Source organism: Nocardia vinacea (assembly GCF_035920345.1).
Lineage (GTDB): Bacteria > Actinomycetota > Actinomycetes > Mycobacteriales > Mycobacteriaceae > Nocardia > Nocardia vinacea_A.
In genome coordinates, this window is sequence record NZ_CP109149.1 from 2,573,214 (window position 1) to 2,599,506 (window position 26,293).

Here is a 26,293-nt window from a genome sequence, read left to right on the forward strand (position 1 = left end):
TGTTTTCAGTCGTCGTATCATCGCTGCCTCACCTGCAGATCGCCGAGTTCTCGACTTTGCCGCCGGGGTTGCTCGCCCCGAGAATCGCCCCGAGCAGCGGATCGAATCCGGGCAGCATGCTCGCCTGTACATCGCAGGGGTAGGCGTCCACATAGGCGCCGTTGTCGGTAACGCGGGCCATTCCCTTCAGCAGGAACGGCAAATTGAAACCCAGCTCGGCGAACTTCTGCTTGTTGTCCATGAAGTGCTGGGCGAATCCCGGTTGCCGATCGACGAACGCATTGATCGAGGGACTGGCACCGCGCACTACTTCCGCGGCGCGGCCCAGCACCCCGGAGATCGAATCGACCTGCTCGAACAGCACATCACGCTGCTGGTCCAGCGCATCGAAGATCCTGCGCGTCTGCTGCAGCACCGTCTTCAGGTTGCCGCTCTGCTTGGACATATCACCCAGTACCGCACCGAGATTGTCGATCACCTGACCCAGCACCTGGTCCGGCCCCGCGAATGCCTGTGCGAGCGAGGCGGTTTCGGCGATCAAGGTGGTGATCGCACCATCGTCTCCCTGCAGTGCCCGCACCACCGCCGCACTGATGTTGTCGACCTGTTGCGGATCGAGCACGCTGAACAGTGGCTCGAATCCGTTGAGCAGCTTCGAAATATCGAACGACGGCTCGGTGTGCTCGACCGGGATCTGCCCGCCTGTCGGTAACACCTTCGGATCACCGAATTCCCGCAGCGACAGTCCGATATAGCGCTGCCCGATGAGATTCTGATAAGTGACCGACGCTGCCGTGTTGCCGTACAACACCTGGCCGCGCTGGACCTCGAAGGTCACCTTCGCGCGGGTGCCCTCGAGTTCGACGGCTTTTACTCGGCCGACTCGCACCCCGGCCATGCGCACGTCGTCGCGCGCATGCAGTCCCGATACGTCGGTGAAGATCGCGGAGTACGTGTCGGTCTGCCCGCTGACGTCACGTGACAGCGTCACATACATCATCCAGGTCAGCCCGACCGAGACCACCAGGAACAAGATCAGGCCGAGCAACGGTTTGCGGTAGCTCATCGCGGCTCTCCTGTCGGGGCATCCGGTGCCGGGGTGAGCTTCACGTCGTTGCCCCTGAGTAAGGGGCCGAACAGGATGTCGGCCGCGGTATTGGGCCCGCCGCCGAGAATCGATGCGATCTGCTGCTGCTCTTGACTGCTACCGATCGGACCCACATTTCCCCCGATCGGAGACGAATAATTCGCCGGTGCTGCAGCCGCATTCGGGCCGATGATGGTGGGCCCCCCGACCGGGGCCGTGCGGCAACTCGGCCCCTCGAGATCGCCGTAGCGCGGGCAATCGGCGCGTGTGTACTGCCGATGCGGCGTCAGCTCGACGATGACCTTGGCAGTGACGTTCTGATCCGCGGTGTCCCACAGCCCGAGGAACGTCCGGGCCAGCCGGGTCTGCGAAGTGGTCATCTGGACGAAATTACGACTCCCCACGGCGATAGTGCCGACCACCGGGGACAGCTTCGCGGTCATATCGGTGATCGTCGCCGTGTTGTTCTCCAATGCCGTGCCGATCGTTTCGGAGGTGGACAGACCGCCCGTCAGCAAGGTCGCCAGCTGGTCTCGGCGCTCTGCCACCGCACGCATCGGCCCCACCGCGTTGTGCACCGCGCTCATCAGGTCGGGCGCCGAGTTGCGAAGTCCAGCAAGAGCATCCGAAAGTGCACCGAGTGTCGAAGCGGTACCGTCGGGAGCCATCGCCGCATTGAACGCCTCCGCGATACGGGTCAGTTCGGCACCGGCCCGAATTGCCTCGGCGCCGCGGCCGCTGGTGGCGCGTTCGACGACGGCCAGGAGCCCGAGCGCCGGATCCGATTCCGAACGCCCTGCGGCGGCGACGATTCGGCTCAGCGCAGTCAAGGATGTCTGCAGCCGGACCGTATCCAGGCTCTGGTCCTCGGGAATGTGCGCGCCCGCGGCAAGCGGTGCACCGCCGCCCTGGTAGACCAGCTGGACCGACGGCACCGCGAATACGTTGCTCGGCACCACACGTGCGGTCACCGTCGCCGGAATCCCCCGCACATATTCGGGTTTCAGATCGATCTGCACGTAATTCGGGCCGCCCTCGCTGGACGGCGTCACACTGTCGACCTGACCGACCAGAATGCCCTGATATTTCACATCCGATTTCACCGGCAGGCCGTCACCCACATTGACCAACACCGCTGTGACGCGAACGGTCTGCCGGAATACGCCTTGCGATCTGGCGATCATCAGGACCGCGGCCGTGGTGACGACCAGGAGCAAGGCAATCCCGCGCAGAAGCAGCTGCCAGTCGGGCAGGACCTTGCCGTCGGATTCGAACGCAATCGACATCTTTTACCCACTGATTCTCGCGCCGGCGTCGAAGCCCCACAGCGTCATCGTCATCAGCAGATTCACGAAGATCATCGCGGTGATGCTCGCGCGCATCGCACGCCCGGCCGCCACGCCGACCCCTTGCGGGCCGCCCGAGGCGTAGAAACCGAAATAGCACTGGATCGTCGTGGTAATGATGACGAAGACGACAGCCTTCGACAGCGAATAGATAATGTCGGTGCCGCTGAGCACCAGGCGGAAATAGTGTTCGTAGGTACCCGGTGACTGGCCGCCGGACAGACCGACAACGATTTCGACGGCCAGGTAGCTGGACGCGAGGCAGGCCAGGTACAGCGGAATCATCGCCACTATCGAGGCCAGCATCCTCGTCGTGACCAGATACGGTATCGGGCGGATCGCTATCGAATCGAGAGCGTCGACCTCCTCCGCGATGCGCATGGATCCCAGCTGCGCGGTGAAGCGGCAGCCCGCCTGCGCGGCGAAGGCGATCGAGGACATGATGGGCGCCAGTTCGCGGGTTACCGCCGTCGAGGCGATCATCCCGGTAGCCGGTGCCATGCCCAGCAGTTTCAGTGCGCTGAAGCCCTCGATGGCGACGATCGCCCCCGCTGCGGCACCGAGCACGAGAACGACCTGCCCGGTTCCGCCGCCCACGACGATGGAGCCGTTTCCCCACGTCACATTCGACAGAATGCGCAGGAACTCCGTGCGATAGTGCCGCAGCACCACCGGAATACCGCCCAGCACACGGCCGAAGAAGGTGACCATGTACCCCAGCCGCATGACCGGAACCGCCATCGTGGTCCCGGCTACTACGACCGGCCGGATTCCTGGCGGATAGTAACGCGACGCCATCAGAGCGTCGTCCTCGGAAACAGGATGGTGTACAACTCGGTGAATCCCGCATTCACCAGCATGAGCATGATGATGGAGGCGACGACGGCGGCGTTGACGGAGTTCGCGACGCCTCCTGGACCACCCTTGGTGCTCAGGCCTTTTTCACAGGCGACAACGGTGACGATGACGGCGAACACCACGGCCTTCGCCATCGCCAGATAGAGGTCGCCGATCCTGGCGAAAGAGGAGAACGTAGCCAGATAGCTTCCCGAGGTGCCGCCCTGGACATAGACGTTGAATAGGTATCCGGCCAGAAATCCGACGAAGGAGCTCAGAACCGTCAGCCCGAGCGCAACCACGATGCCTGCGGCCAAGCGGGGCACCACCAGCATCCGCAGTGGCGAGACGCCCATGACCTCCATCGCGTCGATCTCTTCGCGGATCGTGCGCGCTCCGAGGTCCGCGCAGATGGCGGATCCGACGGCCGCGGCCAACAGAATGGCCGTAACCATCGGCGCCGCCTGCCGGATCACCGCCAGGCCCCCCGCGGCACCAGCCAGCGAACTCGCCCCGACCTGACCGGCCAGCAGCCCGAACAGGATCGACATCGTCGCGCTGATCGGGATCGCCACGGCAATGGTCGGCACGTAGGAGGTCTTGGCCATGAACACCGCCTGGAGCACGAATTCACGGAACGGGAACTTGCCCGTGACGATGTCGACGAACAGGTACTGGATCGCCCGCACGGCCAGGACGACCTGCCCGCCGACGGTCTCCAGGGACGCACCGGGATGACGGCGCAGATATCCGCGTGCCCACAGCTCGATCTCACGGATCGCCGACCGCTCGGCGATCCCCCCCGAAGTCACCGGCATCTTTGCCCGTGCCATCATGAATGCCTCTATCTCTCAGTGGTGCCGGACTCTTCGGTGATCAGCCGGGTCAAGGTGAGCGAGGCGAGTTTCCAGTCATCGTGGCGTCGTACCCAGCGTTCGTGGTAGTGCCCGTATCCGGTCAGTGCCGTCCCGTTGTTCCATACGACGCGGTCCTGCATGGCCCAGACGACGCGGGCCTCGTCGCCGTCGGCGTCGATCAGCGGCGTGTGGACCTGGTGGGCGGTGCGGGCACCGGTAAGCGCGGTGCGGATCATCGCGACGGCGTTGTCTCGCCCGGTAATGACGGGGACGCCGGTGTTGCTGTGGCTGACGTCCAGTTCGACGTCCGGGGTCATCAAGTCGGTGAGGGCTGCCCAGTCCTGGGTGTCGACGGCCAGGCAATAACGCGCTTTTGCCTGCGTCAGTTCGTGGATCGTGATGAGAATGTCCGGTGTAGCCATGGATCGTGTTTTCCCTCGGTTTGCTTCGCGAGTCACCCTCAGGTACTGTTATCGAATATTCGATAATCTCTATCAGATATTCGATGGTTAGACCGTAGGGCAGAGCGGGAAGGGAGTCAAGATGCGTGGTGCTATATCTGCACCGACCGCACGTGTCGTAGATGTCGTGGAGTTGCTGGCACGTCGCGGCAACGTGCGGCTCCGCTACAGCGACATCGCGCGCGAGTTGGATATGACCCTGGCCACCACGCATGCCATCTTGAAGACCCTGTGCGATCGCGGGTGGGTCACCCGCGATCCGGCCGGGAAGGCCTACGCGCTCGGACCCGGGCTCGCCGTCGTGGCAGCGGCGGTGAATACGCGCCCGTTCGTCGAGGCCGCGCGGGCCGCCGCGGGCCGCCTTACGGCCGAATTCGGTTATGCCGCATCGGTAACCGAGAAGGTCGCCGACTCGTTGGTGATCACCGCTTTCGAAGGCGGCGAGCGACCATGGCCCGGTGATCGCATCCCCTACGCGCCGCCGTTCGGCGCCGTGTTCGCGGCCTGGGACATCGCCGAGGAACGCCGCGCCTGGATCCAGCGGGCTGCGTCGACGAATACGGCGATCGCCGAGCGCCTGAACGAGGCGCTGAACAGGATTCGCGGCCGCGGATTCGATGTGGACTACACCTCACCCGCTATCGGACAAGCCGCGAGCCTCATCGGCACGCTCGACACCGGCACGATCGCACTCCCATCGAACATCCAGGAGACTCTCGACCAGCTACGCGTGGAATTCACCACGCTCGGGTTTCCCGACGTCACCTCCGCCCAGCCCCACCCGGTATCCGCCATCACCGCGCCGGTACTCGACCCACAAGGACACGCGGCGCTGTTGCTCTCGGTCCACCCCCTCGGCGAACTCCCGCCGGAACAGACCGAGACCATCGGCCAACACCTGGTCCGGATAACGACCGCGATCACCGGCGTCGCCCGGTCCGAGGTCTGACCGGGCGACGCGGTCCTCACATGCCGAACAGTTTCTCCTCCGCGAGCGGATCGAGGTAGAGGCGGGTGAGTTTGGAGCTTTTGATGCGCCAGCGGTCACCGTCGAATGCGTAGGTTTCGTGGTAGTGCCCGAATCCGATGACTCGTACGTTGCCGGGAAAAATCAGCAGATCCTGCAACGCCCACACCCCGGTCGCGGCACTCGGTGACTGCACCTCGATTTCGGGCATATGCCCCTGGTGGACGGTCTGGGCAGCACCGATGGTCAGCTTCAGATAGGTGATGAAGGCATCATCGCCGACCGTGACGATTCCGGCCGAGCCGGTCGTGTCGATCACGACATCGGGCATCACCTGCTGCTTCAGCAGATCCCAGTCCTTGGTATCCACCGCCCGGAAATAGCGCGCCTTGACCTGCTTGATCGCGGCAACGGCCGCTACCGCGGCCGCAGGGTCCAGCGGCGCCGCATCACCCGGGTCCGCAGATACACGTGCCGACACCGCTGCAGCCAGACCGAAGGCGGCCGCCCCGGTCCCGATCATGAAGGCTCGCCGCGTATAGGTCATGACTGGTCCGCCTGTAGGCGAATCGATTTGATGCCCGTGATCACCCATCGGCCGTTACGAATGCCGTAGGTGTCGTTGTGGTGGCCGAATGCCAGGAAGCGTTTGCCGTCCGTCTTGACCAGCAGCACCTGCACCGCCCATGTTCCGGTCGCCGCGCCCGCGGCGGTGATCGCGATTTCGGGCATGTGCCCATGATGGACCGTCACCCCGTCGCCGTAATCGCGTTGCAGCGCAGCCACGTAGTTCGACGCACCCGTGACACGGGTACCACCCAGCGCCGTCGTGTCCACATCGATGTCATCAGCGAGGACGGAGCCGAATGCCGCCCAGTCCTTGGTATCGAGACTGCGGAAATAACGCGCCTTCAGCGACTCGATCGCATTGATCGCCTGCAGTATGTCCGGATCCACCGCTGTTCCTACTCTTCCTGTTGTCGACGATCGCGACTGCGGCACCGTCGTGAAGAAATTCCAGCGGCAGAGCATGCAACGATCATTATCGACTATTCGATATCTAACATCGAATAGTTGACAGAACCTTAGGCGGGCCGGTGAAAACGCGTCAAGCCCAAGTACTCGCCGCTCCGTCACTCACCGACGGCGACGGCGCGCACCCGGGTGAAGTCTTCGACCAGGAAGTCGGCCTCGACGCCATCCGGCGGCACCGAGCCGTGGACACACGCCAGCCCCCGAAGCCACGTCCCTCGGCGGGAGCTGCTCAAATCGATCCGGCAGGGTCGGGGACGTACCAGGTGCGATGCGGCGCAGGGCCGGACCGCACGAGGCTAGGTCGGAATGGCGCCGAGTTGTTGCATCTGGGCGAAGACGTCGACGACTCCCCAGATCTCAGCAATTCGGCCGTCGACGAAGCGGACAATGAGATCTCGTTGTAGGTGACGGATCTACCGGTTGGCGGCAGGCCCCGGTAGTCGCTCCTGGTGGGTTCCGGTCGGCTACCGGCTGATCTGACGCGGAACCACCGTGGCAAGTTTGTCCGGATTGCGGATGGCGTAGAAGTTGGTGATCTTGCCGTCGATGATCTCCATCAGGAAGACGCCTTCCAGGCGGTCGTCGCTGTGGACGGCCATCGCAGGCGCGTTGTTGCAGTTGACCATCTCGATCCGCAGGTTCGGCGTCTTCCTCGCCCGATGGAACAGGTCCATAAGGCGCGCGGCCACCTTTTCCGCGCCCACCACCGGCCGGCGTGCCGCGATGGCCTTGCCGCCGCTGTCGGCGGTCCAGGTGGCGTCCGGTGCGAGCAGCGAGAGCAGCGCCTGCGTGTCACCGGTGGCCGCCGCTGTCATGAACTGCTGCGTGATCTGCGCGATCTTCGCCGCGTCGACGGGTTCGAAGCGTTTGCGACGCGCCTGCACGTGTGAGCGGGCGCGATGCGCCACCTGGCGCACCGTCATCACGGATTTGCCTACCGCTGCGGCGATGTCGTCGTAATCGAAGCCGAACACCTCGCGCAGCACGAACACCGCACGCTCATCGGGCGTGAGTGTTTCGAGCAGCACCAGCATCGCCATCGACACCGACTCGGCGAGCACCACGTCAGCCGATGCGTCGTGCTCGTCGAGCAGCAGCGGCTCGGGCAGCCACGGTCCGATGTAGTCCTCGCGGCGGCGCGCGCCGGCCCGTACGGCGTTGAGCGCCTGACGGGTCACCAGCCGTGCCAGATACGACTTGGTGTCGCGCACCGTCGCGAGGTTCACCTCGGCCCACCGCAGATAGCTGTCCTGCAGCACGTCGTCGGATTCGGTTGCCGAGCCGAGGATTTCGTAGACGATCGTGAACAGCAGCGGCCGCAGCACGGTGAATCGCTCGGCATGCTCGTCGGTCATCATCACGATGTAACCATTGGTGCAGAGGCCGACCGCTCGGGACGCGGACCGCCCTTGGGCCAGATCAGCGAACCCGGCTTGCGGGCCTCCCGACGTATCTTCCACACCGCGACCTTGCAGGTCATCTCCTTGATTCTCGCGCCCATGCGGCCGCCGATATAGAGGTTCACCGCGATGTCGTCTTTGCGGGCGAGCTGTCGGATGCCGACGCGACGGCCGAGGCTGACGCACGCCCCCGTGAGGGCCAGGTCGAGCATCGCGGGTTCGGCCCCCGCGATGTGACTCAGCACGGTATCGGCGGCCTGCGCCCCGAGCGGCCCCGCGCCCTGGCAGCTCATCCGCAGTGGCTGGCCCGACGGTGCGGCGGCGTCGCCCGTCGCCACAATGCGGTCGTCGTCGATACTGGTCAGCGTCTCGTCGGTGAGCAGCCGGCCCAGCGCGTCGGTCTGCAGCCCGCTCTCGGCCGCCAACTCCGGCACGCCGAAACCCGTTGTCCAGATGGTGAGTTCGCTCGGACGCACCGCACCGTCGGCGAAGACGACCGCATCCGGCCTGACCTCGGTCACCACGTCGGCCTCGAGCACGGCGACACCGTGCCGCGACAGCCACTTGCCGACGTACCGGCGACCCGGCGCACTCAGCGACGGCATCAGGGTTCCGCCACACACCAGCGTGACCGTGCGTCCCTGTTCGGCCAGTTCGGCGGCCGTCTCGATGCCGGTCGGTCCGCCGCCGACCACGGTGACCGGAGCAGCGAGCGGCAACTCGTCCAGCCTGGCACGCACCCGCTGCGCGGACTCGAATTCAGCGATGGGGAAAGCGAACTCGGCCGCGCCGGACACCGACGGTATCGCCGCAGTGCTACCGACCGCGTAGATGACGTGGTCATAGTCCAGCACGCGCCCCGACGCCAACCGCACCATACGGGCAGCGGCGTCGATCCGCGTGGCACTGTCGACAACCAACCGGATACCGTCGCCGAGGAGCGTGCCATAGTCGATCGTCGTATCACCGGTCCCGGCCACGAACTGGTGCAGCCGGACTCGGTCGACGAACTCCGAGCGTGGATTGACCAGCGTGATATCGACATCGGTGCGCATCCGTAGATGGTTGGCCGCGAGCGTCCCGGCGTAACCGCCGCCGATGACGACGACCTTGTGGAGTGTGTCGTGTTCAGTCATGCCCTAGAGACACCGCGGACCGCCGAAACATGACACCGAGATGACGTGACGTGCGTCACTTCACTCGAGGGCGCGATACGCCGACCATCCCCGGATATCCGGGCCGGCACCAGCCACGGACCGCGAGAACCATTGCGGCATGCAAAGACAAACTGCCGACTTCCGTGGGCCGGAAGGAACGCCTGGTTGCTCCAGCGCACAGCGACCGCGGATCTCAGGGCAATCGGATTGGTGATGGGGCAGTCGGATCGAAGCCGATCATGGAGCAGATTCGATCGATTTCGGTGTGCGGGTACGCAGTTCTTCGATCTTCCGTATACCCCGCGATGCGGCACCACCCCACCGTACCTGAGGCTCGAGGCTCATTCCTCGAACCGCCGCAGCCGAGACACGATGCGGCTCAGCACATCCCGCCGTGATCGCAGGGCTAGGCGTGCGCGGATGCGAACCACGACATCTCAATTTCATTGGCGCAACCAATGAAAACCTGTATAGTTGGCGATGCCAATGTTGGCACTACCAACGAAAGAGGATGTCATGTCCACGGATACTCTGATCGCCGACCGTATCGAAATCGCCGACCTGTTCACCCGCTTCGCTCGCCTGCTCGACGAGGTTCGGTACGAGGATGTCGACACCGTCTTCACCGACGATGTGGAGGTCCACTCGCCGCGAATCCAAGTCCGCGGCATCGACAAGGTCACCGACTTCATGCGGCAGTCTCAGGTCGAGGGCGAACTCACTCAGCACACGACGACTGATCTGCTGGTGAAGCTCGACGGCGACCAAGCGGCGGCCTCGGCGAACTCGCTCGTGTACTACTACCGAGACGGTCAACCGCCCCACCAAACCGGCGGCCTGCGACTGGCCGGCACCGCAGTGCGGACCTCGGCGGGCTGGCGACTCCGCGAAGCCCGCATCATGCTCGCCTGGATGCGCAAGGACTGATCTCGAAAGGCCGGACAGGCCTTGCCTTTAGACCCACCGACACCACCGGCGTGTCGGTAAGTATTCAGACAACTTCACGGCACAATCAGCGCATGCTGCTCAGCCGAAGATCGTTGCTGGCGTTGACTGCCGCGCTGCCCGCCGCCGGGCACGCGGCAGCGACACAGCGACCACGTTCGGTGCCGCGGTACACCATGACCGCATTCACCAATGACAGCGAAACCGATCTGTATGTCTACGAATCCGACGATGCGATCACCTTCCGGCAGCTGTGCGGGCCCGCCTACCGTCCGCCGACGGGCCTGCTGCGCGACCCCAGCGTCTTTCGCAATATCGATGGCTACTACTACCTGACCTACACCACCGGCTGGGAAGGGCGAACCATCGGTTTCGCCTACAGCGCGGACCGGATGAACTGGAGTCATCTCTACGACATCACGATGCCGCTACCCGGCGTGACATCGACCTGGGCGCCGGAATGGTTCATCGACACGGACCGAAGCATCAACGTCATCGTGTCGCTCTCGGACGGCTATCGGTTCACACCGCACCTGATCACCGCCGAGTCGAGATTGCGCTCATGGAGCGTGCCGAGGCCGATGATCGGGCTGGCCCAGCCCGACAACACCTCCTACGGCTATATCGACACCACCGTGGTCCGCGCCGACCGGCGCTACTACGCGTTCACCAAGAACGAATCCACCAAATACATCGAACTCGCGGTCGCCGACCACCTGCTCGGCCCGTACACCTTTGTGGCGACCGACGATTGGGCCGGTTGGGGCACTCCCATCGAAGGACAGTGCGTCATCGCGCTGCCCGACGGCGGCTGGCGCATCTATTTCGACGCCTACACCGACCACCAATACTTCTACAGCGACTGCTACGACGACTTACGAACGTGGACAACTCCTCTCGAACTTCCTGAGATATCAGGTACGGTCCGCCATTTCACGGTCTTCCCGGAGTTCATCGAACAGCCCGATAGTTGATCTCCACCTCGCCACGCATAACGCCGAGCAAGCTGTGTCACGCGCGCCCGGTGGCACGGTCGAGCAGATGCGGGTCGTGTGCGTTGACGAGAAGAAGGTCCGGCTCGGCCATCGCCCACAACTGGGCCAGCCGTTGGTGATTGGCCTGGACCTGCTTCCAATCGTGGGCGATGACGCGTTCCATCGCGGTGATCGCTTTGGGTGCGGTATCGGTGCCGTCGAGTTGGCCGTGGTGATAGAAGGAATCCCCGACATGCAGGATCCAACGGTCACCGGCATCGACGGCGACGGCGGCGTGACCACGGCTGTGGCCGGGCAGGTTGATCAGCACGATCCCGGCCGCGATATCGGTGAGTTCTTCGGCTCCCGGAAACCCGCGCCACGACTCACCCGCCGACGGCTCGTGCTCGACGAGCACCGGGCGGTGGGCGCGCTGCGCCGGGCGATAGCGCTCTCGTTCGATCAAGGTCCGTGGATGCTGGGCGGCGAAGGCTTCGGCACCCGTGAGATGCACTCGAGCCCAAGGGAAGTCGGCGAGACCACCGGTGTGGTCGGCATCGAAGTGGGTGAGCACGATATGCCGGACCTCGGCCGGATCGTATCCGAGTTGCCGGATCTGGTTGATCGCGGCTTCGTTCGGGTCGAAGGTGGGCCGGACGTAGAAGCGGGCGGGGCCGAAGCGCTCGCCAGGCGCTACGGCATCGCGTAGGCCCAGGCCCGAATCGATCAGGACCAGACCACGATTGGTCTCGACGAGCAGGACGTGGCAGACCAATCCGCCGGGTGTGGCGGGTGGCCGCATCGTGCCGCAGTTGAGGTGGTGGACTTTCATCCGCGTGCCGCTTTCATCTCATCCATGTGTTTGCGGTGACGTCAGCGCCGGCCGCGGTGAGCGCGAATGCGCGAGATTCCTTTCATCCGTTCGAATCAGGCCGAGAGGTCGGCAGGTGCGGTGTCGACGAGCAGCCGATTCGGATTGCTCGACATAGCGAGCAATCCGCGCAGTGCGCGCAAGACCAGCGGCCACTTACGCGGGTAGCGCAGGTTCACGCCGCTGACGAGCTGTTTGAGCATCGACAGCGTGTCGAAGTAGATCCGCTCGACGATCAGGTTCTCGTTGTCGTCGAATACGAAGTACGCCGTCATCCGGGTGCGATGCCGGGAACCGGTGGCCGGAATGCCGCCGAGCGGCCCCAAATGTGTTCCGAGTAGCCAGAATTCGACAATGACCGCGTCGGCGCTGTGCCGCAGCGCGATGATCTCGTGGTCCTGATCGGGAAACGCGACGCGGGTGTCGTGGTAGTAGTCGCGGACCTCGGCGTCACCGTCATGGACGGTGAGCGTGGGAATGATCTCGTAATGCGGATGCGGGAACGTGGCCAGCACGTCGTCCCAGTCCTGGCGCACCTCGTCGTGGAAGTGATCGAGGACGAGTTTCTCGCGGGCGCGCAGCACCTCGGCGGATGGCACGGCAAAGCGGTCGGTCATGAAAACTCCTGCGGTATCAGTGATGTGTGATGCGGCCGTGGGTGAATGTCGGCGTTGTTCCCGGGTTCGTCCACGCACCGGTCAACTCGCTGGACGGGAAGAACTGGAGGAAACGCGAGTCGCGCTGGCTGCGATCGGCCAGCGTCTTCTCGAACACGACCGAGTTGTATTGATCGGCCGTGGCTTCGATGGTGTTGGCATTGAGCACGATCTCCTGCCCCCACTCCGCCGCCCAGCGCGCCACTCCGGGCAGCCGCGAGTGCTCCGGTGTGAGACATTCGGCGGCGATGACGTTCTCACTGCTCACCCAGATGCCGGTCGAGGTATTGAGGACCAGGCTCTGGTTACCGAAGACATGACCCGGCGTCTTCACGACCGCGACGCCCGGGCCGAGGATCACCGAGCCATCGATCGGCAAGAAGGCATCCGGTGCAATGTCGCGGTACGCGCCGGGCTGGTACCAAGGCTTTTGCAGCGGGTGCAGGTCTGCCATCGCGGCCAGTTCGTCCCGCTGCACGATGACCTTGGCGTTGGGGAATACCGCTTTCGGCTGCGTTCCGAGGTCGACCTGATGCGCCGTCGTGCCGATCCAGCGTCGCAGGTCCTGGGTGTGCAGGTGGTCGAACATCAAGTAGTCGACCTCGGCCGGATCGATGCCGAGCCCGGACAGGTGATCGGTCACGGTGGCGTGCTCGACCACCATCCGCCGCGCGGCGATATCCGGGGTACGGCGGGCGAGCTTGTCGAAATACGGTGTGTGACGGCCGAGTTCGACATCACTCGGCTCGAACAGCAGCACCCGAGGCGTCCCGTCGCTCTCGTGCCAGCGGATCACCAGCATCCGGTTCGTGATCGCGAGGAATGGGGCCAGCGCACGGGATGCGCGGAACAGGCCGAACCGCGTCGGATAGGGCAGCGTGACGAGGTCGCACGTCACCACACTGTCGGGCACCCCCGTGCTCGCGAACTCATCGCGGAAGACCTCGGCCTGACTCCGCGCTGCCGTCAGCCGCGCACCCGGCCCACCGTCGATCTTCGACAGGTCGGCCAGACACTCCACACGCGAGCCGATGCCCGCCAGGTCCTCTGCGTCACCTTGTCGCCATGGCAGTTGCATATCCACCTCGAATCATTAATCCCACGGCGTGGGAATAATGAGATTAAACCCACAGCGTGGAAATATGCAAGAGTGAGGGCATGCGGGCCACGACCGATGCAGCATCGACCCAGCCGCCGCGCCGCGGACGGCCACCGAAAGCGCAGGCGCAGCTCTCGCGCACGGCGATACGAGACGCCGCGCTAGCGGTGATCGACGCCGAGGGGATCGGCGCGGTGAGCATGAGATCCGTCAGCCGCACATTGGGCGTGGACGCCAAGAGCCTGTATCACCACGTCGACGGCAAAGACGACCTGCTCGACACCGTCGCCGAATACATCCTCGAGCAACTCCGGATGCCCGAGTCGACGGAATCGATCGAAGCCGACCTGCGCGCGCTGGCATACGAATTCCGCCGTGTCACTCTCGCGCACCCGGAAGCGGCGACCCTGGTCCTGACGCGTCAGCTCGCATCACTCGCCGGACTCGCCCCGATCGAAGCCGTCCTCACTGTGCTCCGCCGAACCGGGCGAACCCCCGAAGAAGCAGTCCACCTACTTCGCACCGTCCTGGCCACCCTGGTCGGAACACTGCTCCGCGAAGTCTCCGCCGGACCGACATTCGGCACCGATGACGCCGACGGAATCGGCGAACGCAGGCACGCGCTCGAAGCATCCGGGCTGCCACAAGTCGCCCTCGCCGCACCCCACTTGGCGCGCTTCGACCGCGAACGCGAGTTCGAGTACACCGTCGATCTCATCGTCGATGTCATCACTTCTCACCGCAGCGCCGTCGACTGACACCGTCGATGTCGACCTTGGAGAACGCCTGGTTACCGCCCGTCCGCAACGGCGCTATCGTTGATGCACAGGTCGGGGTGGATGCGCTGACTCGGAGGTGCCGACGAATATTCGATGGACGAACTCGACGAGGCCGCGACACAGCGAGACCTTCCCACCGGAATCGCGGCGGAACTAGCGGCGGCCGGATTCGGCGACGCGACCGAAATCGGCCGCGGCGGCTTCGGCGTCGTGTATTGCTGCTACGAATACGCACTCGAACGCTACGTCGCGGTCAAATTGCTCAGGTCCGAGGTCAGCGGCTCCGAGCGCGAGCAATTCCTCCGGGAACAGCGTGCATTAGGGCGGCTGTTCGGACACCCCGATATCCTCCAGGTGCTGCAGGTCGACATCACCGCCACCGGCCGCCCCTATATCGTCATGCCGTTCTACGCGTGCGGCTCGCTCGAGACCGTGCTGCGGGATTCGGGACCGCTGCGGTGGTCGGAGGTGCTTTCGATCGGCGTCAAGATGGCCGCAGCGCTGGCCGCCGCCCATGCGATCGGCATCGTGCATCGCGACGTGAAGCCCGGCAATATTCTGCTCACCGATTACGGCGAACCCCAGCTCGCCGACTTCGGCATCGCACAATTCGGCGACGGCACCACATCATCCCTGCGCATCGTCCAGGGCACGCCCGCATTCACCGCACCGGAGGTGCTCGGCGGCGCGACGCCCAACCCGATCTCGGATATCTACGGCCTCGGCGCTACCTTGCACTGCCTGCTGGCCGGGCAAGCCGCATTCGCACGCCGCACCGGTGAACAACTGGAAGTGCAACTTGCCCGGATCGCCACCGCCGCCGCACCCACGCTGCGCGATCAGCACATTCCCGCGGCGGTGTGCGCGGCCATCGAGGCGGCCATGGCGGCGAAGCCGGCCGACCGGCCGAAGTCGGCGATCGAGTTCGGGGAAATGCTGCGGCGGGTCCAACATGAGACCGGCCAGGCGGTGGACGCTCTGGCATTGCCGCCGACAGTCATCGAATCCGGTTCGCCCACAGCGGTTCCCGTGGCCTCGCACACCCCGGATGTGGCCACACCACCCCCGCCGCCCAGCACGGCAATGAAATTCCGTCCGCCTGCCGCACCCCATACGATGATCGCGCGCACGCGGCTGCTCACGCTATTGCGTGACGGCGGCGACCGGCGCCTGACGCTGATCCACGGACCAGCCGGATTCGGCAAAACCACCCTGGCGCTGCAATGGGCCACAGCGCTGGCGGCCGAGGATGTCCCGGTGGCATGGCTGACAGCCGACCCTGACGACGACAATATCGCCTGGTTTCTCTCCCACCTGGTCGAGGCAATCCGCCGCGTCGCTCCGGAGCTGGCGCGTGAACTCGGCACGCTATTGGATGAACGATCTTCCGACACTGCAAGATACGTGCTGTCCGCGCTGATCGACGAAATCCACTCGGGTGGACAGGCGATGGTGCTCGTGATCGATGACTGGCACCGGGTTCACGGCGAAACCACGTGTGCCGCACTGGATTATCTGCTGGAGCACGGTTGCCATCACCTGCGGCTTGTCATCGCCAGCCGGACCCGGGCGTGTCTGCCGCTGAGTCGGATGCTGGTGCGCGACGAACTGGTCGAAATCGACGTCGCGGAGCTGCGTTTCGACCCTCACGAAACGGGTGCTTTCCTGGTCGACTCCGGTGGGTTGTCGTTGTCCACCGACGATGTGAACCGCCTGCAGGAAACGACCGAAGGCTGGCCTGCCGCACTGCAATTGGCTTCGCTGTCGTTGCGCGGCCACGATCATCCCGCCGCATTCATCAACCAACTGACCGGCCGCCACCGGGCACTCGCCGACTATCTCGCCGAGAACGTGCTCGACTCACTCGAGCCACCGCTGCTGGATTTCCTGCTGGCAACGGCGATCACGGAGCGAGTGTGCGCCGATCTCGCGGTCCGGCTGACGGACCGATCCGACAGCCAGGAACTACTCGAAGAGATAGCCGACCGAAATCTGTTCCTGCGCCGCCTCGACGAAGAGGACCAGTGGTTCCAATACCACCACCTGTTCGCCGACTACCTGCGGCGTCGACTGGTCCGCCGTGATCCCACACGCTTGACACAACTGCACCGCCGTGCGGCCGAGTGGTGCGATGACCACGAGATCGTCCCCGCCGCAGTCGATCACGCACTGGCCGCCGACGATCCGGACTACGCCGCGGATCTGGTCGAACGACGGGCCATGGACCTCATCGAAGGCTCCCGTATGGCGACGTTCCTCGGCTTGCTCACGAAACTGCCGCAACGCCTGGCGGAGTCGCGGCCGAGGCTACAGATCTGCCGAGCCTGGGCCAACGTCGGGCTACAGCGCTCCGAACAGGTTCGGCTGGCGCTGGAGCAAGTAGACGCCGCACTCGACGCCGGTGCGGCGACCGGTACCGAGGCGACCAAGCTGCGGATCGAGGCGGAAACGGTCGCGGGCGCAGCACAATTCGTCACCGACCGATTCGATGGTCTGCCAGACCTCCTGGCCCGGCATCTCGAGGACGCCGACACCCCGTTCACCGCCATCAACGCGGCGAATCTCGCGTCCGTCGATGCGCTCAACCGTTTCGACTTCACCGAGGCCCGCCGCTGGCAGCAATGGGCAGCCCCATATCACCGTCGTAGCAAAGGTCCGTTCGGGGTGATGTACGGCAGGTGCGTCGCAGGTCTCGCAGCGCTCGAAGAGCTCGACATCGCCTCCGCCGAAGAGCATTTCGATGCCGCCATCACCCACACGCGACGCGGCCGCTCGCAAACCTACGGTTCACGGATGTCCGGCGCCCTACTCGGCTCCATACGCTACGAGCAGGACCGCCTCGACGAAGCCGAGCAACTACTCGATTCGAGCGCTGATCTCGGCCGCCACGGTGGCGCGGTCTGGTTCCTGCTCGCCAGCTTCGGTACCGGCGCACGCATCAAAGCGATACGCGGCGACCTCGCCGCCGCCGAACAACGCCTGACCGAGGGGGCGGCAATCGCCGAGAACGAGTCACTGCCGCGCTTGGCCGCTCGCATGGTCAACGAACGCATCCGGCTGGGCCTACCGGTTCCACCTGAGGCTCGCGACGCACTCCGGCAGCTGCCGCTATACCGCAAGCAGGACACAATGATTCACGCCGGCATCGCCGAACTGGAACAGGACTCCGCGATCCGGCTCCTGCTTGCCGACCACTTGGCTGATGAAGCCTGTAATCGCGCCGACCAGATGGTGCGCGAGATCGAAACTCAGCATCGACCAAGAGCATTCGTCCAAGCGCAACTGTTGCGGGCGGGTTGCCTGTGGACCGCGGGACGCCGCCAGAACGCCAAGGAGGCCGCGCTACCCGCGTTGATGCTGTGCGCTGAACAAGGCCTCGTCCGAACCGTCGTCGATGCTGCACCACACATTTCGGAGATCCTGACCGAACTGGAACACGACGATGCACCACGGATAGTACTGGAACTTCTCCAGGCCGCCGCGAACTCGTCAGCCTCGAGCCGATGAGCCTCGACCACAGCGCCCGGCGGAGGTCCCACACGTCAGGCCCCGCCCATGCAACAGCGCAGTCGCGGCGCATATCCACAGTGCCGTGGCCCCATAAAAACTGTTGCTACTCTGAGTTTTTCGATCCGTCGCTCCCTTCGACGGCGAAGCATTCCGATCACCCCTCGCTCCCGGTGACGAATTCCCGGACCGCGTCGGCGAAGCGTTCGGGTCAGTGGATCCCGGGCCCGCCGGGGTGGGCGAGGCAGACGGGTCCGCTGCCGTACACGTGGTAACGCTGGGCGATGCGATCGGAACGCCACCTACGACCGCAGCGCCGCCGCCTTCGACAATCCCGACCACGTCGATGTCGTCATCCACAACTACCGGCGGCAACTGAGCCTGGCGCCCGGCGAGCCGCAATACGACGCCTACTAGCAGCAACTCGCCACCGGACCGGCCATCACCGTGCCCGCCATCACCATCGCCAGCGACTTCGACGGCGCGGCCAAGGACGGAAACCCGATCCGGCGCTAAAGCATCTGGCCGGTGCGTGTTTCCATCACGTTCACTTCTCGGTTTCAGTCGGGGTCGGTGCGCTGGTCGAGGGTGTGCTGCAGGTCGATGTTGAGGCGTTGGGCCTCGGCGAGCTGGTCTTCGAGGATCACGATGCGGCACGCCGCCTCGAGGGCGTTACCGGCATCGACGAGCTCGCGCACTCGCCCGGCGATACGCAACTGGTAGCGCGAGTAGCGCCGGTGCCCACCCGCCGAACGTTGCGGGGTCAAAAGTTCGGCGGTGTCGAGGCCGCGCAGAAACGCTTGGGTGACACCGAGTATCTCCGCGGCGCGTCCCATGCTGTAGGCCGGGTAATCATCGTCATCGAGTTTGTCCGCGGCGCCGGGACCGTCGGCCGGATTCGGGTTCGGTTGCTGCACAGCACCTCTCGGGTTCAACACCGACAGGCCCCGGCGCATGTGCGCCGGGGCCTGGGATCTACGAAGGGGGGATTGACATTAACTCTGTTCACCGGCCGCGCGGGCCGATGTCCTACACCGCACCCGACACTTCCCGGGACGCGGAACTGATAAATGACTACTCAGTGAGCACCACCTCCTGGATTACCGGTCCTATCCGCGTAACTTCTCGGTCTTGCTTCTTCGCTGTTACTTCTCGGTCGTGCTTCTTCGTCCCCCTCCGGCGGTCCGGCCGAGGGCACCGGATTCTCTTCTCCGCCGGAGGGGACGGTGGAACCTCATGTTCCGGGCAGTTCACCTACCCGGCCACTGGACTCATCAATTCGAACGACAGCGACTGTATACCGGCCCTCGCGGAATGTCTACACCCGACACAACAGATTTTCGTCTACCGGTGCAGGGGATTATTTTGCATGAGGTAGACGGTTTCGGACCATTGCGACCGGGGTAGATCCGGTGCACCCGAGCAGTGACGCAGGAGGGGTGATGGTCATGACGACACCGGTGCTCGATGATCTGCACTGCGACGTGGACCGCAGCGTTGCGATGGATCTCGATCTCGACCTGATCGCGCCCGCGCGGGCGCGGGCGATGGTGCGCGAGTTGCTGGCGCCGCTGTCGGAGATAGTGGTCATCGACGCGATCCAAGTGTTCGACGAGCTGGCCGCCAACGCCCGCCGCCACGGACGGGCACCACGGCGAGCCCGGGTATCACTGCGTGCGGACCGGCCGTTGTTGCGCATAGAAGTAGAAGACACCGGCCCCGGTGTCCCCCATCTGCGCACCCCGGACGGTACCGGCGGGCGCGGCATGATCCTGATCGACCGACTCGCCACAGCATGGGCCTACACCCGCTACCACGGACACAAGACCGTGTGGGCCGAGATCGCTGTGGACCGGCACCGACATCCAGCGTGACCGGTGGTCGGATCAGCGACCCGCCCGCCGACGCGCCGCCTGGTCGCTGTCGGCCTGATATCGACGCAGCCCCTCGTCGGAGACCCGCGCATACTTCGCGAGGCTGCGTACCGAGGTATGTCCCGACAGCTTCAAGTAGGCCACTATCTGCGGTGACTTCTTAGGCGCCGGATCGGGCGGATTTACTCCTCGCCCCCTCCCCGGGGGAGTCGTCGCTTCGCCGGCGGTCGCGGCCGGATGCGGGAATCCGAGTTCGGCTGGGACGGCGAAACGGGCGCGGTCTGCGTCGTGGTTGGCTCGCCCGGCCCCCAGTCCGCTCTCCCTTTTCGGATGCTGTCTGCCGGGCCTCGGAAAGCAAGAAACCCGCGCCGTGGGGCGGGTTTCTGCCCGCCGGGGAAGGTGAGCCGGACCGGGACGGATGCGACCTTTGGCTGCCGGTGACCCACCACGCTTTTGACGTGGGACCACCGGTTCGCTCGGCAAGCAGTATCTGCTGGCCTTCCGCACGATTCACAAGCTGGCACTGCCGGACCGCTTCCTGCGGCGGACCGCCGACGACGCCCCCGAGACCTCCTCGGAGCGCAAATTCGCCGGACTGTCGCGGGTGACGCTGCCGACCGCCGATCAGTGGGCCCAACACCATTGGCCCGGAATCGATCCGCAGACCGGTCACCGGCGCGGCCTGCGCTCGGCCCTGGCCGAGGCCAAGGTCGCACTGAAGGAGAAAGCGCGCCACGAGAAGCAGGTGCTACGTGAGACCAGGCGGACCCTGAAGGACAAGGCCCTCCAGGAGAAGCAGCTCTTGCGCCGCAAAGCGATGCGCGAGAAGGAGATCAGGCGGGCACGGCAGCAGCCGCGGGCCTAGCGGTGAGCGTGCCTGACGCGATCCCTTTGGAAAGCAAGAAACCCGCGCGGATCGCGCGGGTTTCTGGTTTGTCGGCTCCTAGATGGCGCGGACGCTCTGGGCCTGCGGGCCCTTCTGGCCCTGGCCGACCTCGAACTCGACACGCTGACCCTCGTCGAGGGACTTGTAGCCGGAGCCGGAAATCTCGGAGTAGTGGACGAAAACGTCGGGACCGCCCTCGTCTTGGGCGATGAACCCGAAGCCCTTTTCGCCGTTAAACCACTTCACACTGCCTTGCGACATACTGTTTGTTTTACTTCCTGTAGCGAGCCGGGCGATCACTTCAACAACCCGTGCTCACCGCTAAGCATGCCACACTCCCAGGCGTCACCCCGAAACGGCACCCTCGACCGTGGCGGCGAGCCCGCCGGTACAGTGCTCAGTCCTGTCGGCCGTGTTCGGCGTTGAGCTCGAGTGCTTCGGCCAGTTGGTCTTCGAGGATGATGATTCGGCACGCCGCGTCCAGGGGTGTGCCGGAGTCGAGGAGTTCACGGGCGCGGGCGGCCAGGCGCAGCTGGTAGCGGGAGTAGCGGCGGTGCCCGCCCGAGGAGCGTTGCGGGGTGATCAGTTTCGCCTCGTCGAGGCTGCGCAGGAACGCCTGGGTGGTGCCCAGCATGTCCGCGGCCCGGCCCATCGTGTAGGCGGGGTAGTCGTCGTCGTCGAACTTCTCGTTCGCGGTCGTGGAATCAGGAATCGTGGCGCCTCCAAACGACGAGTGCCCCGGCGCCGTAACGGCGCCGGGGCACTGAAGGGGAATTACTAACCATCTTCGAACATGTCACCGACACTTCGGCGGTCGCCCGAGCATAGTGACTCACGGGCGATTTGACGGCGGGCAACTCCTCCCTTCTCTTCACTGCGTTACTTCATCTTTCGTGCACTTCATCTTGCGTACCCCGGCGGGCCCGGAACCGGTAACTTCCCGATCCTGCGTATGCGGGCCGCCGTCCTCGACTTCACGGGCAGTTCGTCATCTCCCGTGCCATCCAGACTTCGTTCTCTTCCGACACGAGAGAAATTACCTCGATCTTCACCGAATGTCTACAGCCGACACAGAAGATTTTTTCACTCGCCGTGTGCTGCACCGGTCTCCGAACAGTGCATGGCTCACCTGAAGCTAGAAATGACCGTCCCGTAGTGGTCCTCCGCGTCCGAGGCTTTCAGCCCGCGGCACGTTCACGGGTGAGGTCCAGCCGGGTGTCCATGTCGAGCTGGGACCGGCCGTAGGGGTTGATGTTGGACCAGAACAGCGGCGAGAGCGCCCGGCGCTCGGTGTCGCCGACCAGATGCGTGTCGACGTAGTTCGCTTCGATCTCCGCGGCGGTGCGGTGCCGCAGCAATCCCTCGATCATCGCCGCCACCTCCGAGCTGGAGCAGGATTTGAGCTGGGAGTAGATGCGCACGTTGCGGTGCTCGACGAGCCAGTAGATCATCACCCCGTACCCGCCGTAGCACTGGTGGTACTGGGTCATCAGGTTCGACTCCCACGACCCGAACTTCTTCGAATCCGACGCGCACGAGGTGCCCGTACCCCACCAGTTCGGATCCCGCGCGGCGAAGGTCGCGTTGACCAGCTTCGTGGTCGCGCGCCGCAAGTTGTCGCGGGTAATGAAGTGCGGCCGCACATGCCGCAACGCCGCTTCGGACTCCTGCTGCTCACCGGTGTTCACGATCGCCCGGATCCCCATGTTCGTCCCGAGCGCGAACAGGTCCAGCAACAGCCGTTTACGCAGGGTGGCGCGGTCGATGACCTCCCGCGATGCCACCGAGGTGAACTCGGCGGTGAAATCGGCGTCCTTGAGCACATCGAGAAGATCCAGCGTGACCTTACCCGGATCGGACTTCAACTCCGCCAACAGATTCCGGCCACCGACCAACGGTGCCGCACGACCGCGATCAGGTTGTTCAACCGGTCGATCGACAACTCACTCAGCCGTGACACGGTACGCTCGCAGAACCGTTTTTCGAACGTCGAGCGCGCCGAACCGATCAGCCGGTCGATCCAGCCTGGTGTCGTCGGCTCGATCCGCTCGGCACGGCACCGCACCAGCACGGCCTGACGCAGCTGCTCCTCGCGCAGCTCGACCGGGCACACCTCCGCGGCCAGCCAGCCGGTCAGCTTGGCCTCATCGCCGACGTTGAACTCGCGGAAGCCGAACGCTGCCCGGATCTGCTCACGGTGATACTTGGCCGACCGGCCCGACCACGGGAAGGCGTCGAACTCGGCAGGATCGACCTTCAACTGCTCCGACATGTAGGCGACCGCCGCAGCCGGAACCTCCTCCGGACCACGAGGAAACCGAGCCTCCAGCTCGAAAAACTTCAGCAACAGCCCGAAGCCCAACCGCGTGGCCCCAGCCTTGTTCTTCACCAACTGCCAGTCGCCGCCGATCAGCGTCCACGACCCGATCAGATCTTCGGCCGACCACTCCTGACGCACGCCCGGTCACGCTAGACGAACCCGCCTGTCTCCGAAGCTACTTTGCACTTCCTGACAACTTCAGGATTCCGGGCTCTCCCGTGGGTTCAGCCGGACTGAAGCGATTTCAGCTGGAACTCACGGCATTTCGACGGACGAATGCACGAAATCGCGGCGGGTTCTCAGCCGGAGTCTAACGGTTCCCGAGGTCTGGCTGCTCAAGCTCGTCGGCGAGCAGCTGCTCGGCGACGGTGGTGTAGCGCAGCGCGGTTTCGTGGCTGATATTGAACACCATCGACAGGCGCAGCGGGTCCGGGCCGCCGGTGAGCGCCTCGTGGAGGATGCGGTCGGCGCGGATCCGGTCGATGCTGAAACCGTTGGTGCCCAAGGTAAATCGTACGAATTCGTGGGAGACCGGTCCGGTGCCGAGTGAGGTGCGTTTGCTGATGAGGACGTGCTGATTCGGGCTGTTGGGCCAGGTTGCGCGGCGATGGTCGAGCCATACGCGCATTGCGCGATAGGTCAAATCGCCGAGGCGCTGGCGGTGGCCGGCCACGGTGATGCGGCGATTGGGGAGGTCGACGTCATCGAGCATCAGATGGCGGATGGTGTTGGCGCGGGCGGCGTGCTCGGCGGCGAGGGCAAGAGCGAGCCTGTCGGACGGCCGCGCCGCCAGCTGCTCGATGGTGCGGATCTCGTCACCGGTCATGGGTGTCAGCGGGAGTTCGGGATGCGGCGTCTTCATCCCGGTCCTGGGGTTGGTGAAGATCAGGCCCCGGTGTTTGGCGAACCGGAATAGCGACCGTAGTGCTGTCACGTTGTTGTTGCGCCGACTTCCAGTCATCGCCCGGACCGCTTGGTAGACATCGGATTTGGTGACCTCGCGCAGATGTCCGTAGGTGTGCCCCCACTGCGTGAGCAATGGTCGCACCGATTTGAAGTAGGCGTAGAGGGTTGCCTGTGATCGGGGCCGGGCGCGGGCGTCGCCGTCCAGCAGGACCAGTAGCCATTGTCGGGCGGGATCGCCGAAACCGTGCGGCAGCTCGCTAGTGGCTCGCTCGATCCATGACCTGATCGCGGGTGTCGAGTCGTCTTCGAGCAATCCGAGATCGGTGAGCACTTCGGCTAGCCGAGGCCGGGACACGTGGCGATGTGGGCGGGCTCGGACCTCGCTGAACGGCACTATGTCCCCGACGAACCGGCCCTCGAGCACTGTGGTCAGACCGTCGAGCACGCCCCGGAGGGTGTGCGGCCGCCAGCCCCGGGTCTCTGCGAGCTGCTGAGCGTGTTGAGCTGCCGTTCGAAGAGGATCATCCGGGGCCGTCAACGCTGGATGCTGCCAGCGCGGGGGCGGCGGTTCACCTCTGCGTCGACGCCAGTACGACGCCCACGCGCTGCACAAGTTATTGCAATACATGCGATCTCGGCGACTGTTCGCCGGCAACAGCGCGTCGCAGTGCAAGCAGTTCACCGGGGCGGCAGAGAGCGCCCGCTGCGCGCCCGTGGAACGACCGGCTGGGTCTCGCCGACCGCGGCCGCCGCCGATTCGGTCGCGGGCTTCGGCGCGGCGACGGTCTCGGGCTCGGGGATCAACAGTTCTTCGACACCGCAGCCCAGGACTACGCAGATGACGTCCAGGTCGCGAAGTTTCACGACGTTGGGATCCCCCGACCACAACCCGGACATCTTGCCGGCACTGATGACCAGGCCGCGATCGGCGAGCATGCGTTGCAGCTCACTGGCCTTCCAGATGCCGCGGTTGGCCGCGGCCAGACGCAGGTTCCATTTCATCGGTCGAGTCCTTTCCATCGGTCGGCGACCCGGCGCTGCCCGGTCACCCAGGCGTCTTCGACGTGGGTGGCGTGAACGTGGATATACCGAGCGGTCGTGGCCGTCCAAGAGTGGCCGAGTAGTTCCTGGATCGCGAAGAGATTCATCCCGGCCAGATAGAGCTGCGAGGCACAAAAATGGCGCAAGACATGCGGGGTCAGCTTCCCCGACCAGGCCGGGAGATGCCGGTCGGATGCCTCGGCGAGCGCGCGACGGAACACGTCGGCGGTCGCGCGCATGGCCGTGCCGTCGGTGTTCTTGCGTTCGGACGGAAACAGCGGCATCCCGTGGCGTGACGGGTCGATATCGAACAGGCCGAGGACATCCTCGATGAACCAGCGCAGACTCCGGTCGGCGCCGTTGATCAACGGAACCAGCCGCGGCTTCGGGCCCTTGCGGCGAGATCCTTTGCCGTGACGGACATTCAGCTTCCCGAATCGGCCCAGTTCCCACCGCACGTCATCGAGGTCGAGCATGCGGGCCTCGTTGATCCGCAATCCGACGTCGGCGGCCAGGCGGGCGACCGCGTAGTTGCGGGCGATCGGTGCGAACTTGCGGCAGGTCGCCAGCTCGGCGCGCCATCCGGCGAACAACTGCTCGATCTCCTCGGTGGTCGGCGGAATCCGCAACTGCGGATCCACCGATCCACGCGGCCTGTTGATCTCGTCGAGCGGGCATTCGACGACGCGACCGGTGAGGTTGTGCAGTTCGACCTTGTGACGCAGCTCCAGGAAGTGGAAGAACACCGTCAACGCTGCCGCGCGGCCGGTTCGGGTCGACGGCTTCGCCTCTCGCAGCACCTTTCCGAAATAGGTGTCCGCATCGGCGGGCTGCATCTCCCACAGCGGCCGCCCGAACCAATCCCGAATCAGCTCAAGGTGATTGACGTCGTTGCGGATCGTGGAGTCCACCAGTCCCGCCGACGCACGCGCCAGCACGAACCCGGACAGCACGTCAGTCTCGAAGGCAGCGATCTCGTCTTCGGTCGCTGGAGCCCGCAGCTCCCGCAGGTCGCGCACAGCCGCCAGAGCCAACCCACGCATCCTTACCTTCACCCGCAGTGAGAAACCATCGGCCGCGCCGCATTTCGATCGACCGTGCCGATGCTGTTTCAGTGAAGGATTCGGTGCCGAAGACGCTCGGGATGGCCCGGGTCCAGGCCGGATCGAGGGGAGTGAGAGAAGTCGGAGCAGTCAGGAACTCATCGACTGTTGGTTAGCCTTATAGAGAGCCGCGCGTTCGGATGCTGCCCTTCGGACGCGAGCTCGATGACGGTGCCGATGCAACG

28 protein-coding genes and 2 pseudogenes are annotated in these 26,293 nt (G+C 64.8%); 8 read left to right on the top strand and 22 right to left on the bottom strand.

The features are described 5' to 3' along the window. Positions 1–28 precede the first annotated feature (28 nt). Genes OIE68_RS12130 through OIE68_RS12150 form a run of 5 tightly spaced genes read right to left on the bottom strand, consistent with a single transcriptional unit; the run spans position 29 to position 4,549 of the window. Positions 29–1,066 (bottom strand): MlaD family protein, encoded by a 1,038-nt coding sequence (locus OIE68_RS12130; protein ID WP_327099479.1) that lies wholly within the window; start codon positions 1,064–1,066, stop codon positions 29–31. Beyond that, on the bottom strand, positions 1,063–2,373 hold the full coding sequence (locus OIE68_RS12135; RefSeq protein WP_327099480.1) for an MlaD family protein: 1,311 nt from the start codon (positions 2,371–2,373) through the stop codon (positions 1,063–1,065). Before OIE68_RS12135 ends, OIE68_RS12130 begins: the two co-directional genes overlap by 4 nt. A 3-nt stretch (positions 2,374–2,376) precedes the next feature. Then, positions 2,377–3,231 (bottom strand): ABC transporter permease, encoded by an 855-nt coding sequence (locus tag OIE68_RS12140; RefSeq protein ID WP_040701565.1) that lies wholly within the window; start codon positions 3,229–3,231, stop codon positions 2,377–2,379. Beyond that, the gene (locus OIE68_RS12145) at positions 3,231–4,106 is read right to left on the bottom strand and encodes an ABC transporter permease (protein ID WP_327099481.1); all 876 of its coding nucleotides are present in this window, start codon (positions 4,104–4,106) and stop codon (positions 3,231–3,233) included. The genes OIE68_RS12140 and OIE68_RS12145 overlap by 1 nt, the downstream gene beginning before the upstream one ends. Before the next feature lie 8 nt (positions 4,107–4,114). Beyond that, on the bottom strand, positions 4,115–4,549 hold the full coding sequence (locus tag OIE68_RS12150) for a nuclear transport factor 2 family protein (protein WP_327099482.1): 435 nt from the start codon (positions 4,547–4,549) through the stop codon (positions 4,115–4,117). A gap of 121 nt (positions 4,550–4,670) precedes the next feature. Here OIE68_RS12150 and OIE68_RS12155 point away from each other — a divergent pair, with 121 nt between their 5' ends. Further along, positions 4,671–5,537 carry a helix-turn-helix domain-containing protein gene (locus OIE68_RS12155; RefSeq protein WP_327099483.1) on the top strand — a complete coding sequence of 289 codons (867 nt, stop codon included), beginning with the start codon at positions 4,671–4,673 and terminating at the stop codon, positions 5,535–5,537. Positions 5,538–5,553: 16 nt separating this feature from the next. On the opposite strand, the gene OIE68_RS12160 is transcribed toward OIE68_RS12155, so the two are convergent. The 5 genes from OIE68_RS12160 to OIE68_RS12180 form a co-directional block, all read right to left on the bottom strand. Further along, positions 5,554–6,102, bottom strand: a complete 549-nt coding sequence (locus tag OIE68_RS12160; protein ID WP_327099484.1) for a nuclear transport factor 2 family protein — start codon at positions 6,100–6,102, stop codon at positions 5,554–5,556. Next, entirely contained in the window at positions 6,099–6,512 is a 414-nt protein-coding gene (locus OIE68_RS12165) for a nuclear transport factor 2 family protein (protein WP_327099485.1), read from the bottom strand. Before OIE68_RS12165 ends, OIE68_RS12160 begins: the two co-directional genes overlap by 4 nt. Before the next feature lie 176 nt (positions 6,513–6,688). Continuing rightward, positions 6,689–6,823: a hypothetical protein gene (locus OIE68_RS12170; RefSeq protein ID WP_327099486.1), complete on the bottom strand. Its 135-nt coding sequence runs from the start codon at positions 6,821–6,823 to the stop codon at positions 6,689–6,691. Between the two features lie 231 nt (positions 6,824–7,054). Then, a complete protein-coding gene (gene sigJ, locus OIE68_RS12175; protein WP_327101648.1) occupies positions 7,055–7,948 on the bottom strand; it encodes an RNA polymerase sigma factor SigJ in 894 nt (297 codons plus the stop codon). Beyond that, positions 7,948–9,126 (bottom strand): NAD(P)/FAD-dependent oxidoreductase, encoded by a 1,179-nt coding sequence (locus OIE68_RS12180; RefSeq protein WP_327099487.1) that lies wholly within the window; start codon positions 9,124–9,126, stop codon positions 7,948–7,950. The genes sigJ and OIE68_RS12180 overlap by 1 nt, the downstream gene beginning before the upstream one ends. Positions 9,127–9,663: 537 nt before the next feature. On the opposite strand from OIE68_RS12180, the gene OIE68_RS12185 reads away from it, so the two are divergent. Both OIE68_RS12185 and OIE68_RS12190 read left to right on the top strand, forming a co-directional pair. Then, positions 9,664–10,074: a nuclear transport factor 2 family protein gene (locus OIE68_RS12185; protein WP_327099488.1), complete on the top strand. Its 411-nt coding sequence runs from the start codon at positions 9,664–9,666 to the stop codon at positions 10,072–10,074. A gap of 92 nt (positions 10,075–10,166) precedes the next feature. Beyond that, positions 10,167–11,066, top strand: a complete 900-nt coding sequence (locus tag OIE68_RS12190; protein ID WP_327099489.1) for a glycoside hydrolase family 43 protein — start codon at positions 10,167–10,169, stop codon at positions 11,064–11,066. A gap of 37 nt (positions 11,067–11,103) precedes the next feature. On the opposite strand, the gene OIE68_RS12195 is transcribed toward OIE68_RS12190, so the two are convergent. The 3 genes from OIE68_RS12195 to OIE68_RS12205 all read right to left on the bottom strand — a co-directional run bounded on the left by OIE68_RS12195 (position 11,104) and on the right by OIE68_RS12205 (position 13,671). After that, on the bottom strand, positions 11,104–11,898 hold the full coding sequence (locus tag OIE68_RS12195) for an MBL fold metallo-hydrolase (protein ID WP_327099490.1): 795 nt from the start codon (positions 11,896–11,898) through the stop codon (positions 11,104–11,106). 95 nt (positions 11,899–11,993) lie between these two features. Next, entirely contained in the window at positions 11,994–12,554 is a 561-nt protein-coding gene (locus OIE68_RS12200; protein ID WP_327099491.1) for an ester cyclase, read from the bottom strand. 16 nt (positions 12,555–12,570) lie between these two features. After that, positions 12,571–13,671, bottom strand: a complete 1,101-nt coding sequence (locus OIE68_RS12205; RefSeq protein ID WP_327101649.1) for a hypothetical protein — start codon at positions 13,669–13,671, stop codon at positions 12,571–12,573. Between the two features lie 80 nt (positions 13,672–13,751). On the opposite strand from OIE68_RS12205, the gene OIE68_RS12210 reads away from it, so the two are divergent. The 3 genes and pseudogenes from OIE68_RS12210 to OIE68_RS12220 all read left to right on the top strand — a co-directional run. After that, the gene (locus OIE68_RS12210; RefSeq protein WP_327099492.1) at positions 13,752–14,450 is read left to right on the top strand and encodes a TetR/AcrR family transcriptional regulator; all 699 of its coding nucleotides are present in this window, start codon (positions 13,752–13,754) and stop codon (positions 14,448–14,450) included. 114 nt (positions 14,451–14,564) lie between these two features. Further along, complete coding sequence (locus OIE68_RS12215; protein WP_327099493.1) at positions 14,565–17,978, top strand: protein kinase domain-containing protein; 3,414 nt, start codon at positions 14,565–14,567, stop codon at positions 17,976–17,978. Positions 17,979–18,278: 300 nt separating this feature from the next. Further along, positions 18,279–18,491, top strand: a pseudogene (locus tag OIE68_RS12220) (alpha/beta hydrolase); the annotation flags it as partial. Positions 18,492–18,538: 47 nt separating this feature from the next. Here the strand turns inward: OIE68_RS12220 and OIE68_RS12225 are convergent. Further along, positions 18,539–18,895 (bottom strand): helix-turn-helix domain-containing protein, encoded by a 357-nt coding sequence (locus OIE68_RS12225; RefSeq protein WP_327099494.1) that lies wholly within the window; start codon positions 18,893–18,895, stop codon positions 18,539–18,541. A 525-nt stretch (positions 18,896–19,420) separates the two neighbouring features. Here OIE68_RS12225 and OIE68_RS12230 point away from each other — a divergent pair. Further along, complete coding sequence (locus OIE68_RS12230) at positions 19,421–19,852, top strand: ATP-binding protein (RefSeq protein ID WP_327099495.1); 432 nt, start codon at positions 19,421–19,423, stop codon at positions 19,850–19,852. A 12-nt stretch (positions 19,853–19,864) separates the two neighbouring features. On the opposite strand, the gene OIE68_RS12235 is transcribed toward OIE68_RS12230, so the two are convergent. Then, entirely contained in the window at positions 19,865–19,996 is a 132-nt protein-coding gene (locus OIE68_RS12235; protein WP_327099496.1) for a hypothetical protein, read from the bottom strand. Positions 19,997–20,315: 319 nt separating this feature from the next. Between OIE68_RS12235 and OIE68_RS12240 the strand changes: the two are divergent. Next, positions 20,316–20,717, top strand: a pseudogene (locus tag OIE68_RS12240) (acyl-CoA desaturase); the annotation flags it as partial. 78 nt (positions 20,718–20,795) lie between these two features. Here the strand turns inward: OIE68_RS12240 and OIE68_RS12245 are convergent. The 7 genes from OIE68_RS12245 to OIE68_RS12275 form a co-directional block, all read right to left on the bottom strand. After that, a complete protein-coding gene (locus OIE68_RS12245; protein ID WP_327099497.1) occupies positions 20,796–20,999 on the bottom strand; it encodes a cold-shock protein in 204 nt (67 codons plus the stop codon). Positions 21,000–21,135: 136 nt separating this feature from the next. Beyond that, positions 21,136–21,390 (bottom strand): MerR family transcriptional regulator, encoded by a 255-nt coding sequence (locus OIE68_RS12250; protein WP_327099498.1) that lies wholly within the window; start codon positions 21,388–21,390, stop codon positions 21,136–21,138. Positions 21,391–21,916: 526 nt separating this feature from the next. Next, the gene (locus tag OIE68_RS12255) at positions 21,917–22,612 is read right to left on the bottom strand and encodes a Tn3 family transposase (protein WP_327099499.1); all 696 of its coding nucleotides are present in this window, start codon (positions 22,610–22,612) and stop codon (positions 21,917–21,919) included. Continuing rightward, positions 22,600–23,196 (bottom strand): DUF4158 domain-containing protein, encoded by a 597-nt coding sequence (locus OIE68_RS12260; RefSeq protein WP_327099500.1) that lies wholly within the window; start codon positions 23,194–23,196, stop codon positions 22,600–22,602. The genes OIE68_RS12255 and OIE68_RS12260 overlap by 13 nt, the downstream gene beginning before the upstream one ends. Positions 23,197–23,368: 172 nt before the next feature. Then, complete coding sequence (locus OIE68_RS12265) at positions 23,369–24,409, bottom strand: integrase (protein WP_327099501.1); 1,041 nt, start codon at positions 24,407–24,409, stop codon at positions 23,369–23,371. Between the two features lie 233 nt (positions 24,410–24,642). After that, on the bottom strand, positions 24,643–24,966 hold the full coding sequence (locus OIE68_RS12270) for a helix-turn-helix transcriptional regulator (protein WP_327099502.1): 324 nt from the start codon (positions 24,964–24,966) through the stop codon (positions 24,643–24,645). Beyond that, on the bottom strand, positions 24,963–26,039 hold the full coding sequence (locus OIE68_RS12275) for a site-specific integrase (RefSeq protein WP_327099503.1): 1,077 nt from the start codon (positions 26,037–26,039) through the stop codon (positions 24,963–24,965). The genes OIE68_RS12270 and OIE68_RS12275 overlap by 4 nt, the downstream gene beginning before the upstream one ends. Positions 26,040–26,293: the final 254 nt, after the last annotated feature.